This is a genomic window from Thalassolituus maritimus (assembly GCF_900156675.1).
GTDB lineage: Bacteria > Pseudomonadota > Gammaproteobacteria > Pseudomonadales > Oceanobacteraceae > Thalassolituus > Thalassolituus maritimus.
In genome coordinates, this window is record NZ_FTOH01000001.1 from 409,923 (window position 1) to 422,264 (window position 12,342).

General features: G+C 52.5%; 14 protein-coding genes. 9 read left to right on the top strand and 5 right to left on the bottom strand.

Annotation, left to right across the window (positions count from 1 at the left end; genetic code table 11):
- Complete coding sequence (locus BW941_RS01905; RefSeq protein ID WP_076513915.1) at positions 1 to 288, bottom strand: BufA1 family periplasmic bufferin-type metallophore; 288 nt, start codon at positions 286 to 288, stop codon at positions 1 to 3.
- A 143-nt stretch (positions 289 to 431) separates the two neighbouring features.
- Positions 432 to 926, bottom strand: a complete 495-nt coding sequence (locus tag BW941_RS01910) for a YHS domain-containing (seleno)protein (protein WP_076513918.1) — start codon at positions 924 to 926, stop codon at positions 432 to 434.
- Positions 927 to 1,097: 171 nt separating this feature from the next.
- On the opposite strand from BW941_RS01910, the gene BW941_RS01915 reads away from it, so the two are divergent.
- Positions 1,098 to 1,931: an AraC family transcriptional regulator gene (locus BW941_RS01915; protein WP_076513920.1), complete on the top strand. Its 834-nt coding sequence runs from the start codon at positions 1,098 to 1,100 to the stop codon at positions 1,929 to 1,931.
- A 104-nt stretch (positions 1,932 to 2,035) separates the two neighbouring features.
- Here the strand turns inward: BW941_RS01915 and BW941_RS01920 are convergent, their stop codons facing one another.
- Entirely contained in the window at positions 2,036 to 3,151 is a 1,116-nt protein-coding gene (locus tag BW941_RS01920) for an NADH:flavin oxidoreductase (RefSeq protein ID WP_076513923.1), read from the bottom strand.
- Between the two features lie 204 nt (positions 3,152 to 3,355).
- On the opposite strand from BW941_RS01920, the gene BW941_RS01925 reads away from it, so the two are divergent.
- The 6 genes from BW941_RS01925 (at position 3,356) to BW941_RS01950 (ending at position 9,333) form a co-directional block, all read left to right on the top strand.
- Positions 3,356 to 3,862, top strand: a complete 507-nt coding sequence (locus BW941_RS01925; RefSeq protein WP_076513926.1) for a DUF3087 family protein — start codon at positions 3,356 to 3,358, stop codon at positions 3,860 to 3,862.
- Between the two features lie 82 nt (positions 3,863 to 3,944).
- On the top strand, positions 3,945 to 5,354 hold the full coding sequence (gene thrC, locus BW941_RS01930) for a threonine synthase (protein ID WP_076514181.1): 1,410 nt from the start codon (positions 3,945 to 3,947) through the stop codon (positions 5,352 to 5,354).
- Between the two features lie 91 nt (positions 5,355 to 5,445).
- Positions 5,446 to 5,913 (top strand): DUF2947 domain-containing protein, encoded by a 468-nt coding sequence (locus tag BW941_RS01935; RefSeq protein WP_076513928.1) that lies wholly within the window; start codon positions 5,446 to 5,448, stop codon positions 5,911 to 5,913.
- A gap of 83 nt (positions 5,914 to 5,996) precedes the next feature.
- Positions 5,997 to 6,773, top strand: a complete 777-nt coding sequence (locus tag BW941_RS01940; protein WP_084188499.1) for an ATP-dependent zinc protease family protein — start codon at positions 5,997 to 5,999, stop codon at positions 6,771 to 6,773.
- Positions 6,774 to 6,793: 20 nt separating this feature from the next.
- Positions 6,794 to 8,326, top strand: coding sequence for an inactive transglutaminase family protein (locus BW941_RS01945; protein WP_076513930.1), 1,533 nt, complete (start codon positions 6,794 to 6,796; stop codon positions 8,324 to 8,326).
- Positions 8,323 to 9,333: an alpha-L-glutamate ligase-like protein gene (locus tag BW941_RS01950; protein WP_281251165.1), complete on the top strand. Its 1,011-nt coding sequence runs from the start codon at positions 8,323 to 8,325 to the stop codon at positions 9,331 to 9,333. The genes BW941_RS01945 and BW941_RS01950 overlap by 4 nt, the downstream gene beginning before the upstream one ends.
- Here BW941_RS01950 and BW941_RS01955 read toward each other — a convergent pair.
- Positions 9,286 to 10,125: an HDOD domain-containing protein gene (locus BW941_RS01955; protein ID WP_076513932.1), complete on the bottom strand. Its 840-nt coding sequence runs from the start codon at positions 10,123 to 10,125 to the stop codon at positions 9,286 to 9,288. The genes BW941_RS01950 and BW941_RS01955 overlap by 48 nt on opposite strands.
- 133 nt (positions 10,126 to 10,258) lie before the next feature.
- Between BW941_RS01955 and BW941_RS01960 the strand changes: the two genes are divergently transcribed.
- The gene (locus tag BW941_RS01960; RefSeq protein ID WP_076513935.1) at positions 10,259 to 11,149 is read left to right on the top strand and encodes an NAD(P)-dependent oxidoreductase; all 891 of its coding nucleotides are present in this window, start codon (positions 10,259 to 10,261) and stop codon (positions 11,147 to 11,149) included.
- Entirely contained in the window at positions 11,146 to 11,925 is a 780-nt protein-coding gene (locus BW941_RS01965) for a hydroxypyruvate isomerase family protein (RefSeq protein ID WP_076513938.1), read from the top strand. The genes BW941_RS01960 and BW941_RS01965 overlap by 4 nt, the downstream gene beginning before the upstream one ends.
- On the opposite strand, the gene BW941_RS01970 is transcribed toward BW941_RS01965, so the two are convergent.
- Positions 11,907 to 12,341 carry a DUF1289 domain-containing protein gene (locus tag BW941_RS01970; protein ID WP_084188556.1) on the bottom strand — a complete coding sequence of 145 codons (435 nt, stop codon included), beginning with the start codon at positions 12,339 to 12,341 and terminating at the stop codon, positions 11,907 to 11,909. The genes BW941_RS01965 and BW941_RS01970 overlap by 19 nt on opposite strands.
- Position 12,342: the final 1 nt, after the last annotated feature.

Sequence of the window (12,342 nt, forward strand, 5' to 3'; positions counted from 1 at the left end):
TTATGACTTGCCGTTGGTTTCTGCCCAACGACGTTTGGCTTCATCTTTAAGCATGCCGCCGAGATCGATGCAGGTGCCTTTAGCAACCAGCTTCCATTCGCCAGGGTCGTTATCGACTTTTGCCTGACCTGCGCAGGAATGCGTTCCCGCGAGGTTGCCGCAATCGTTCTGTCCGGCTTCAGCGATGCCGTAGCATTTTTCTTTACCCGCTGCCTGAGCAGGGGTGGCGACCAGTGTTGAAATGGCGAGAGCCAGTGCGGCGGATGCAATTCTTTGTTTGGAGTTCATAAGGTGTTCCTCATTTCTGTTTTGGGGTTGCTGTCAGTTCTGTACTTTTTTCAGGCCGTACCTTTTTTCAGGTCGTACTGGGGGGGGAGACCCGATGAGTAACCCGGAGCAGTGGCTCCGGATATCTCATCAGAGGTCACGCTTCAGTCGTCGGCGTTGGCCTCAGCAACGCTCAGCTCTTCGATGCCGTCCCATACGCGATAGGCCGTTTTCAGGTGACCCGGAACATCGGTCAGCCATTTTTTCTGGACGTCTTTATTCAGGTTGAGGTACAGCTTGCCGCCGTCCACGTAGAAAGCCTGAGGGTCGATGTCCAGCTTCTTATTCAGCGCAACGCCCATTGCGCAGTAGCCACCGAACTGAGGTGCATACTTGTCGGAGTTGGCCTGAAACAGGTCGCGGTTCTTTTTGCTCGAAAAGCGGTAGATAGCACCATCGTGCGTCGCGGTGTATTCAGCTGAACCCTCGACTGCTTTGTCTTGGGTGAAGTAAGCGACCGGATCGTAGCCGTGGATAGCGACATCGTTCTCGCCGCTGTTTACCGCAGACGCAAAGGTCAGGCTGCTGAACAGAAGTGCACTGGTGGTTGCTGCAATTTTGAATGCGCCGGAAAGGCGTGAAGATTTGAAAAGGTTCATCTTAGAGTCCTGTGTTATTACATGGAGTTTTGGTTTAATTTCAGACCTTGGCATGTGCCGCTGTCCTTGATGTTCAGAATACGGAACGGGCAGATGAGAAGTTGACCGTAGCTCCAGCAAAACTGGTCGATCGTCCAGAAGTGCTCGGTTTACAGAAGAGAGGGATGACTGATGGATACTTTAAGTAAGTTACTTGATGATCTGGACTTCAGTGCGGAGGTCTTTTTTAGCGGAGGTTTATGTGGTCTGCAGAGCTTTCGCAAAGAGGATAGCTCAGGTCACCTGCACTTACTGAGTTATGGCCGGATGACGCTCTTTACCGATCAAGGGCATAAGCAGGTTGTTACAGGGCCGGCGGTTCTGTTTATCCCGTCGGGGAGCTTGCATCGCATTCAGGTCGATGATTCTGACGAGGCTCAATTAGTATGCGCGACGGTGGAGCTTCAGGGTCAACAGAAAAGCCGTCTGGCCTCTCAGTTACCTAAGTTTGTCTGCCTGGATATGACGGATGATCCAAAGGTGTTGAATACCGCGCAGTCGATCTTTGAAGAAGCTTTTTCTGATCGTGAAGGACGCCACCTCTTAACCAACCGCCTTTGCGATGTCTTTCTGGTGCAACTGCTACGCTTTGTCGTCGAGCAAGGGACCGTTGAGCTGGGGCTGCTCAGTGCCAGCTCTCATTCAGAGTTGGCGCCCTTAATGGTGCAGTTGCAGAATAATCCGGAACGCGACTGGACGGTTGATATCATGGCCTCTGAAGTATTTATGTCACGGTCAAAGTTTGCAGCGTTATTTAAAGATACGGTCGGTCAGTCACCAATGGACTACCTGACAGATTTACGGCTGGCGATGGCGCAGGGATTGTTGAGAAAGCAAAGACCGGTAAACCTGGTGGCTAATGAGGTTGGGTACGACGATGCGTCGTCGTTAACAAGGGTATTTAAGCGCCGTTTTGGTGTGACACCTAAGCAATGGCTGAAGCGGTACTTCAAAGAAGAAGCCTGAAGGCTCTGAGCCTGGCGATGCTGTCTTGCAGGGCAGCACCGCCAGCGACCTACGTATTCTGTAAGTCGCCGTACGCTGGAAACAGATCCGGTTTACTGCGGTAGTTAAACCAGTTCCATTAAGGATTTCTTACTGTAATCCGTCAGTTCGTCAAAGCGCCCTTCACGAACTTTTATAACCCATTCAGGGTCTTGCAGCAGAGCACGACCCACAGCGACGAGTTCAAACTCATCATTGCCTAAGCGCTCGGCCAGTTCATTAATGTTGCCATGGGCAACGCCCGATGCATCAATCATGTCGCGCTTATCTTCATCGATAAAGCCGGCATTCAGACCCACACTGCCGACAGTAATCGCAGGCTTTCCGGTCAGCTTTCTGGTCCAGCCAGCAAGGTTCATATCTGAACCTTCAAATTCTTTTTCCCAGAAGCGACGAGTGGAGCAGTGGAAGATATCAACGCCTGCATTTACCAGCGGCTTCAGGAACGCATCAAGCTCTTCTGGCGTATTGCACATGCGAGCGCTGTAGTCTTGTTGCTTCCATTGAGAGAAGCGGAAAATAATCGGGAAATCAGGTCCGACACGATCCCGGATCGCCTGAACGATCTCACAGGCAAAACGGGTACGTGCGACCTGGTCACCACCGTACTCATCATCGCGCTGATTTGTTCCTTCCCAGAAGAATTGATCAATCAGGTAACCATGAGCGCCGTGAATCTCAACTGCATCAAAACCAATGCGCTGTGAATCCTCAGCGGCCTGAGCAAAGGCTTCGATGACGTCGTTGATATCGTCTTTAGTCATTGCGACGCCGGTTTCGCGGCCGGGCTTGAACAGGCCGGATGGACTGTAGCCGGGCACGGAAGGATCAGGCTCTGTACCTTCTTTGCGGACAGCGCCCACGTGCCAGAGCTGAGGAGCGATTTTGCCGCCTTTAGCGTGGACAGCGTCTACCACTTTCTTCCAGCCGGCTAAGGCTTCTTCACCGTAGATAAATGGAACGCGCGCATAGCCGTTTGCGCCTTTATGTCCGACACAGGTGCCCTCGGTAATGATCAGACCGACTCCGTTTGCTGCGCGTCGTTCGTAATAGGCGACGTTCAGGTCGTTAGGTACGTTTCCCGGCGAGTAGGTGCGGGTCATGGGCGCCATGACGATACGGTTGCTGAGTTCTAGCTTGCCAAGCGTTATCGGTTGAAACAGTGCATCTGTGGTACTCATGAGGGCTCCGTTTTTTGCTGTTATCGGTAGTGAGTGATGGCACTCTGACATGGGACTCTAACACTGCATTCCCGCCCGGTATCGAGCTATTTGTGCCATATAAGAGTGAGGTGATCTGAAAACACTGTTGCGAATGCGTTCGGGGCGGTTACGATGCCGGCGTTAAACAGAGAGTTAACCGGACAAGTGTGAAACTGAGAAAATATGAAACTGAAAAAAATCGATAAGGCACGATATCAGGAGCGTCGTTCACGCATTCAGTGGGCAATGATCGCAGGCTTGTTCGCAACGAGTCTGGGGTTTGCAGAATTATACCGTTATCTTTTTGTCGGCGGAGAATCCAGTCTGGCGCTCAATGCTGCGGGGGTAGCAACCGGCGTAGCCATCGTTACTTTCGTGTTGTTCAGGCTTCGCGATACGCCGTATTTCGATGAGGTTAATTATGTCTGGAAGCTTAAGCAGGAGCTGAATCGGATTTATCGTAAGACGAAATCATTGGATCAGGCGCTGGAAGCGGGCAGTCGCGACGCGCTGATCATCAAGTTGTACAGCCTTGAGGGCTCGCGTCAGGTCTACGACCTTGATGACAACACTCTGACGATGTCTGAGCTTGTTAAACAGTTGGATGAGTTGAAATCCCGCATTGAAAAGGAGGCGCCGGGGGTTACCCATGACGACTACCGGCCCGAACTGTTAGAGCGGCTGTCGTGACCGCCGCGCGGGTGCGTAACGCCGTCAAAGCATGTAAACTACGCGCAATTTTCTGAGCACCAGTTTAGGTTCTACAACCATGATGAAATATATCTCCACGCGCGGTAATGCGCCGGAACTTACTTTTGAGGATGTCCTGCTGACAGGGCTGGCGTCTGATGGCGGCCTTTACGTACCAAAGGAAGCACCGCACTACACGCTTGAAGAGATCGAATCATGGCGTGACCTGCCATACACCGAGCTGGCGCATAAGATTGTCTATCCGTTTGTTGAAGGTTGTGTTGATTCAGATGCCCTGAAAGGCATGCTCGAAGACGTATACAACAACACTAACTTCGGTCACAAGGCGATTGCTCCGCTGCAGCAGTTGGATCATAACGAGTATGTTCTTGAGCTGTTTCACGGCCCGACGCTGGCGTTCAAGGATTTCGCACTGCAGTTGCTTGGCCGCTTGCTTGATTACGTGGTAACGCGTCGTCAGGAAAAAGTCGTGATTATGGGTGCGACGTCGGGGGATACCGGTTCAGCGGCCATCGAAGGCACCAAAGCCTGCGACAATGTCGATATCTTCATCCTTCACCCATATGGCAAGGTATCGGAAGTTCAGCGTCGCCAGATGACGACCGTTGAAGGTGATAACATTTACAACATCGCCATCGAAGGTAACTTCGACCAGGCTCAGGACATGGTCAAAGCCAGTTTTGGCGATCAGAGCTTCCTGCGTGGTGAGCGCAAACTGGTTGCGGTCAACAGCATTAACTGGGCACGCATCATGGCCCAGATCGTTTACTACTTCTATTCAAGCCTCAATCTGGGCGGTCCTCTGCGTCCGATGGCGTACTCTGTGCCTACCGGTAACTTCGGTGATATTTTTGCGGGTTACATGGCGCGTAAGATGGGTCTGCCGATCGAGCAGCTGATCATTGCTACAAATAACAATGATGTACTGCACCGCCTGATGAGCAAGAACCAATACGAAGTTCGTCCTCTGAAGCATACGATCACACCTTCTATGGATATCGCGGTGTCCAGTAACTTTGAACGTCTGTTGTTCGACCTGTACGACCGTGACGGTGCCAAGCTTGCTGGTCTGATGGCGAAAATGAATGCCCGTGATGATGTTGTCTCTCTCGACGAAGACAAATTGGCTAAGGCTCGTGAACTGTTTGACAGTCTTGCGGTCGATGAAAAGACCACGGTTGAAACAATGCAGCTGGTCTTTAACGAGACAGGCTATCTGCTTGATCCGCACACCGCGATTGGTGTTAAGGCCGCGCGTGAGTGTCGCCGTAACCCGAATATCCCGATGATCACGCTCGGTACTGCGCATCCGGTGAAGTTTGAGGATGCCGTCGGCCGTGCAGGGTACGATATGCCAGCGCTGCCACATCACCTGACGGATCTGATGGAGCGTGAAGAGCGTTTGTCAGTACTGCCTGCAGATCTTGAAACGGTACAGCAGTTCATCGCCGACAACACGTTCCGCGACTGATCAGAAATATCCGTATTGAGCGCCGTCGTTTGGGTATCGGCCAGCGGCGGCGTTTTTGTGTCAGTTGTCTACGAATTACACAGGAAGGCTTATGGAATATCAGTCACTCAGTGAGTACCCACAGAGTTGGATTTTTCGTCACCGGGAGTTGCCTGTGCCACAGGAACTACTGGGTGACATCCGCCCTCTAAGTGAATCATCAGCACTGGCATTCTGGCGTCAGCAAATCAGTAAAGAAGCGACGCATGCCGCGCACTTTATGAATGATGACTGGCCAAACCGCAATGGAATCTGGCATGAGAAAGCCGAGTGGCAGCCTCGCTGGGAGTCTGATGATAACTCGCTTCCAGAAGAACTCGATTTCGGTGACTGGGAAAATAACACCACGGTGTTTTTCTGCTACGACTGCCACAATGTCATTCAGACGACCTGGGGCACGTTCAGGCAATGCTGGAAGAACTTTCTGTTCTACGACGACGAACCTCTGCTGCTTGGCCGCCGCCGCATGCAGGTAGCGCGCTTCCACTCTGATGGCACCTTCGAAATTGGTGTTCGATGAACGGAAACAGGTGTTCGATGAACGGAAACGGGTGTTCGGTGAGTGATTCCGGTCATTCCGTCGTGAATAACTTCTGTGATTAAATGCTCGCTTCTGTTTTACCGGGAATACGTATGCGCTTTTATGCGGTAGTCATTGTTGCTTTCTTAACTTCTTTAACCGGGTGCGCTCACTGGCCCAGTGCTGAGCACCGTAATGTTACCCTTGATGGCGTTGAGGTGTTGTTAGAGCAATACTGCCAACCCGCGCAGAGTAGTGATTCAGATTTTGATGACATGCAGCAATCGCTAAAGGAGCAGCAGCAGCGCCTCGAGACCCTTACACACTCGATCGATCGCCTGGCTCAGCGTCCTGTCTCTCAGGTGCCTCGCCCAGCCCCTGCTCCGCAGTGCCAACCCGCACTGATGAAAGCGACAACGGATGCTGATAACAAAGTCGTAGTCGGTGCTACTGAGTGGGTATTCCTGTCGCCTCCCGGGCGATACTTGTCGGCCCGGGTTGATACCGGAGCGGAGACATCCTCTATCAGTGCCCGCAATATCGTGCGTTTCGAGCGGGACGGTAAGCGCTGGGTATCATTCGATCTGGATACGGGCAATGCCGATAACGACATTCATCTTGAAGTACCGTTGGAGCGAAACGTGCTTATCCGTCAGGCATCCTTTGATGACGTCGACCGTCGCCCGGTGGTTGTGTTCGATGTGAAACTGGGTGATAACCTGCATCAGCCGACTGAATTCACGCTTGCTGACCGTTCACGGATGTCTTATCCGGTGCTGCTGGGTCGCTCCTTCCTGAAAGACGTTGCAGTGGTCGATGTTGGTCAGGAATTTATTCATCCCCGTTCTAAAAAACGCTGAAATACTCAGGTCGCTAATTTATGAAACCCGCCTCTACTCTGAGCTTTTATACACTGATCGTATTATTGGTTCTGGCTGGGGTCTCTCTGATTCTACAGCGTCATTGGGTGTACGAAGTTCCTTTAATTCACGGTGAAACGCAGACGGTCTGGTCGGTTGAAGCCCTGGTCGAGTTTGAAGCCGGTGATCAGTCGGTGAAGGTGTCGATGGCGCGGCCCGCTGATCAGCCGGGCTTTACCTTGCTGCGACAATCCGGTGCTTCGCCGGGTTATGGCCTTAACTTCGTCGACGGCCCTGACCCCCGTGCAGAATGGACTATACGTCGCGCCAGTGGAATTCAGCAGCTCTACTTTCAGGTGGATGTGCTTGAGTCGGACATGTCTCAGTCTGAAATTATTACACCGCCTGTATTGATGGAACCTGACTGGCAGGAGCCATACCGTAGCGCCATTTATCGGCTCTCTAAAGACGCCTGGGACGCATCGTCGGATAACTTCAGCTTCGCCCGCGAGCTGATTAAGCGTCTGACGGAAGAAGAGTCACCGCAACATATTCAGTTGCTGAAGCGTGCATACAACGGTCGCTTGCCGAATCTTCTGGCAGAAGTACTGAATAACTCGTCTGTGCACGCCAGTGTCGTCTATGGTCTGGAGCTGGAAGACCGCCGTCGTCGCCAGATGCTGACGCCGTTATTGCGCGTCTGGGACGGTGACAGCAGTAAAGTATTCCGCCTCTACGAGATCAAAGACGAACGGCCTCTGGCGGATGACGAAGAAAAGCCGCTCTTACTCTGGGAGCAGCGCGGCGCGCCTGTGCTCGATGTGATCGGTGGTGAAAATTCGCGAATTCGTTTCTCGATGCTGCGTCGCGAAGAGTCGACCTACTCGGCGCTGAACGATAGCCTGCCGCTGCAGTCTTCTCTGCTCAACTTCTCGATACATAGCCTGCCGGTGGCTGAGCAGGCTATGTTCAAAACCATCCTTCTGTTACCGGTGGGCGCTCTTGTAGTGTGCTTACTAAGAATTCTTGTGGGCATCCGAACCTCCGGAACTTTTATGCCTGTTTTGATTGCTATTGCCTTTATGCAGACCTCGCTCGGCACCGGCATCGTCGGCTTTATCCTTGTTGTTGCCGCAGGGCTGGTGGTAAGGGGATATCTGTCCCGCCTGAACCTGCTACTGGTGGCGCGAATATCCGCGGTGATCATATCGGTCATCGCGATCATCAGTCTCTTCAGCGTGCTGTCATACAAGCTAGGGTTGACCGAAGGACTGAAGGTGATGTTTTTCCCTATGGTGATTCTGGCCTGGACGATAGAACGTATGTCGATCCTCTGGGAAGAAGAGGGCGGCCGTGAGGTGATGATTCAGGGCGGTGGTAGCCTGATCACTGCCGTGCTGGCCTACGGGGCGATGCAGCATCCATTGATCCAGCACCTGACGTTTAATTTTATGGGCGTTCAGTTCATTGTGCTGGCATTAATACTTCTTCTGGGTTCATACACCGGTTACCGGCTGTTTGAGCTACATCGCTTTGCGGTACTCAAGCGTTGAAGTTTTTACCGTCACTTATTGCCCCGTGGGCACTGTCCCGCTTTGGTATGCTGGGGATGAACGAGCGCAACCGACGCTACATTGGTCGTTATAACCCACGTAGCCTGTTCCCACTGGTGGATAACAAACGTCTGACCCGTACCACACTGAGTTCGGCGGATATTCCCATGGCTGCTCTTATTGGGGTGGTCGATCAGCAGTCTCAGGTGAAAAAAATTGCCAGCCTGGTTGAAGGGCATCAGGGGTTTGCGATTAAGCCGTCGAAGGGCAGTGGTGGCAAAGGTATTCTGATCGTTACTCACAAAGACGGTGATGAGTGGGTTAAAGCCAGTGGTGGGCGTCTGACGGTCGAAGATCTGAAACGCCATATTTCAAATATTCTCTCGGGCTTGTACAGCCTTGGCGGAGCAGCGGATGTGGCACTCATCGAGTCTCTGATCCATCAGGCCCACCACTTTGACGATTACACCGTCGAAGGAGTACCAGACATACGGGTTATCGTGTGCCGAGGATATCCGGTCATGGCCATGGTCAGACTGTCGACTCATGCGTCGGATGGCAAGGCGAACCTGCATCAGGGCGCTGTAGGTGTTGGTATTGATATCGCTACCGGTGAAGCCCTGGCAGCGGTTCAGCACGGTCAGCTGCTAGAGAATCATCCGGACACGGGTAAGCATCTGGGAGAATTGGTTATCCCTGACTGGGAGGCTTTGCTGGTGATGGCTTCCCGCTGTTATGACGTAACCGGGCTTGGTTATCTGGGGATTGATATCGTCGTAGACCGCGATCATGGTCCATTGTTACTGGAGCTGAATGCACGGCCAGGGTTGGCCATTCAGTTAGCAAATAATGCCGGTCTGTTACCGCGTTTACGGCGTCTGGATAAACTGACGGCTGCGGATACGCGCCTTCCACCGGAAGAGCGTGTGCGACGCAGCCGTGAGTGGTTTGCTGATGAATCAGTCTTCGATAAGACTGTCCAGCCCGGAGTGAAGCTCGCCGAGTGACGCCAGGTCGCTGTAGGCCTTATTCACATTCATACCGATTTTGTCTGCCACCTGAAGAGGGAAGCTGGCAACAATCTCATCTTCAGAAAGATTGCGATCATGGGCATATTTCAGGTAGCGGGCGATATAAATGATACCGGCTTCTATACTGTAATCTTCTGATGTCTCAGGCAGGTACTGCTGCGCAATGGCATTCTGAATAACTTCTGGGAATTTCCAGCGCTTGGCCAGCTCGGCACCTACATCCGCGGAGTTGTAACCAAAATGACCATTTTCCAGCAAATGGCGCTTTGACGAGCTCATGGCTTCAGACTGGTCGATACTGGCGGCCTCTTTCGGATAAAACATGCGGATAAGAAGATTGCCAACCGAGTGCATCATGCCGCAGGTAAAGGCGGTGTCCTTGTCGGCATCCGGGGTAAAGCCTGCGATCCACTTTGACAGCTCGGCGATGCTGAATGCGTCTTTCCAGAAAGCATTCTGATCGAAACCTTCGATTTTCGAGAAAGCGCTGGTGACACCAGACGCCAGCACCATAGTACGAAGAGTACCGAACCCCAACAACATGACTGCATCCTGTGGTGTCGCAACGGTGCGAGGAACGCCGAAGTGCGCTGAGTTCGCAAGGCGAAGTACTTTGGCAGTCAGCGACTGGTCTTTAGCTACTTTGCCGCTGATGTCATCAATGTCCAGAGAATGCTCGTCTCCCCGGAAACTTTCCATCAGTTCCTGAACGACGCGAGGGATATGTGGGAGCTGTTTTGGTTCAGCGAAAATTGAGGCCATGTTCATAGTTATACTTCCTTCTCAAGTAACTGCTGATAAGCATAGGCGAGGCTCTGGAATATGCTTGTGATTCAAACGTTAACTTTCGTTAATGGTAAACTCGGGACCTCAAAATAAGCACCTGATCTAGGGAGTCGACATGCAGCCATTGCGTATTGGATTTATTGGTATGGGCCTGATGGGAGTACCTATGAGCCTCCGGCTACATCGGGCGGGCCTCAGTGTTTCTGTCTGGAACCGCAGTCCGGATAAGTCCGAGCCTCTGAAAGAGCATGGCGTACGGGTATGTGAACACTTACATGAGCTGATTTCAGACTCCGACATCCTGATGACTTGTGTAACAGACACAGGTGCGGTGCGCGCCATTGTCGAAGGGCCCGGCGGAATAGCAGAGCATGGTCGTGATAGTCAGGTTTTGATTGATTTCTCCAGCATTGATCCGCAGGCAACACGAGAAATGGCAGAAGCCCTGAAAATAAAGACAGGAATACGCTGGATTGACGCACCTGTCTCCGGCGGAGTTGCGGGTGCCGAGCAGGGCACACTGGCGATTATGGCAGGCGGTGACGCCGCGTTGATCGATAGTATGCGCACCGTGCTCAAACCTTTATCACAGCGCGTCACGCATATGGGGCCAACGGGTTCCGGACAAGTCACTAAAATCTGCAACCAGATGATCGTCAGCTGTAATGTGCTGGTTATGGCTGAAGTCATGGCACTGGCTGAAAAGTCCGGCGTTGATGCGAAGCAGATACCCGAAGCATTGAAGGGCGGCTTCGCTGACTCTATCCCCCTCCAGTTGACCGGCCCACGCATGGCAGAGCGTGATTTTGATCCGGTAAAGTGGCATGTGAAAACACTGCTGAAAGATCTGGATATGGCAAATGCATTAGCGAAAGATTCCGCCAGCGCCGTACCTATGGCGGGGCAGGCGGCTGAGCTGATGCGTCTGCATGCTACGCAGGGCAGTGCTGAGCGCGACCCTTGTACTCTGATTGAAATGTACAGCAGCAAGGGCGAAGAGGCATGAAGCTGACGGCGAATCTCTCACTGCTCTACACCGAGCTACCCATGCTGGAGCGCTTTGCCGCAGCGGCTACGGATGGCTTTGCGGCGGTAGAAATCCAGTTTCCTTACGACACGCCGGCGGATGAACTCCGCAGGGCGCTCGATGACACAGGCCTTGAGTGCGTACTGATTAATATTCCCGCCGGAGACCTGATGTCAGGCGGAAAGGGGCTGGCTTGTGTTGCTGGTCGGGAAACTGATTTCGAAGCGGCCTTGGCCGAATGCGTTGAATACGTGCGGGTGCTGCGTCCTCATTGCGTTAATGTACTGGCTGGTCGAGCCGAAGACGAAGAGAGATCCTCTGCTCTGAAAGTATTGAGTAGCAATGTTCAGAAGGCGGTAACACAGCTGGCGCCATTGGGAGTTCAGGTGACACTTGAAGCAATTAATACCTTTGATATGCCGGGCTTTCTCATCTCTACTTTTGATGACATGAGGCGTTTTACTGAAAGTAGTGCCGCGGATATCCGAATGCAATTTGATATCTATCACATGGCGCGGATGGGGGAACCGGTGGAATCCCTGCTGACGAACTATGGCGCTCAGTTGGGGCATATCCAGTTTGCGGATGTGCCAGGTCGGCACGAGCCTGGTTCTGGCGAGTTGAACTTTGAACGCCTGTTTGCTGCAGCGGAGCAATCTGGTTATCAGGGCTGGTATGGCGCTGAATACAGACCGGAAGGTGCTACCTCCGCAGGACTTGGCTGGATGACAAAGTATCAGAACAGGTCGAACTGATCGTCTTTGCTAATGCGTGGGGGGGCCGGGTCAGGCTCTGGAGGTGGTTCAGCCACTAGTGCCCTTGATTCTGCTGGTGGTTCTTCGCTTTCGCTGGCGATAACTTCAGCGGCTTTCTGTACCTTCTGGGGCTTCTCCTGCGCGATCTTCTCTGACAGCGTATCTGCCAGAAATAGGTCGAGCTGGGAAATATCTGTTTCTTCTTCGGTAACTTCTTCGCCCGGGCCCGCCAATATTTTCAGGCGACGTTTCTCGCAAAGATTAATAATGAGCTGCTGTTGAAACGGAGTGAATTCATTCCAGTGGAACCGCTCTTTGCGTGAGCGCAGGCAGCCTTTGCAATACCCCTTGTTATTAGAAGTACAGACACCCCGACACGGGTTAGGAATTGTGAAGAGTTCACCCTGATCTAACATA

Coding starts and splice junctions, on each gene's coding strand:
- BW941_RS01905 (WP_076513915.1), bottom strand. CDS start 288: ATGAACTCCAAACAAAGAATTGCATCCGCCGCACTGGCTCTCGCCATT.
- BW941_RS01965 (WP_076513938.1), top strand. CDS start 11,146: ATGAAGCTGACGGCGAATCTCTCACTGCTCTACACCGAGCTACCCATG.
- BW941_RS01920 (WP_076513923.1), bottom strand. CDS start 3,151: ATGAGTACCACAGATGCACTGTTTCAACCGATAACGCTTGGCAAGCTA.
- thrC (WP_076514181.1), top strand. CDS start 3,945: ATGAAATATATCTCCACGCGCGGTAATGCGCCGGAACTTACTTTTGAG.
- BW941_RS01970 (WP_084188556.1), bottom strand. CDS start 12,341: ATGTTAGATCAGGGTGAACTCTTCACAATTCCTAACCCGTGTCGGGGT.
- BW941_RS01910 (WP_076513918.1), bottom strand. CDS start 926: ATGAACCTTTTCAAATCTTCACGCCTTTCCGGCGCATTCAAAATTGCA.
- BW941_RS01915 (WP_076513920.1), top strand. CDS start 1,098: ATGGATACTTTAAGTAAGTTACTTGATGATCTGGACTTCAGTGCGGAG.
- BW941_RS01940 (WP_084188499.1), top strand. CDS start 5,997: ATGCTCGCTTCTGTTTTACCGGGAATACGTATGCGCTTTTATGCGGTA.
- BW941_RS01935 (WP_076513928.1), top strand. CDS start 5,446: ATGGAATATCAGTCACTCAGTGAGTACCCACAGAGTTGGATTTTTCGT.
- BW941_RS01945 (WP_076513930.1), top strand. CDS start 6,794: ATGAAACCCGCCTCTACTCTGAGCTTTTATACACTGATCGTATTATTG.
- BW941_RS01955 (WP_076513932.1), bottom strand. CDS start 10,125: ATGAACATGGCCTCAATTTTCGCTGAACCAAAACAGCTCCCACATATC.
- BW941_RS01925 (WP_076513926.1), top strand. CDS start 3,356: ATGAAACTGAAAAAAATCGATAAGGCACGATATCAGGAGCGTCGTTCA.
- BW941_RS01960 (WP_076513935.1), top strand. CDS start 10,259: ATGCAGCCATTGCGTATTGGATTTATTGGTATGGGCCTGATGGGAGTA.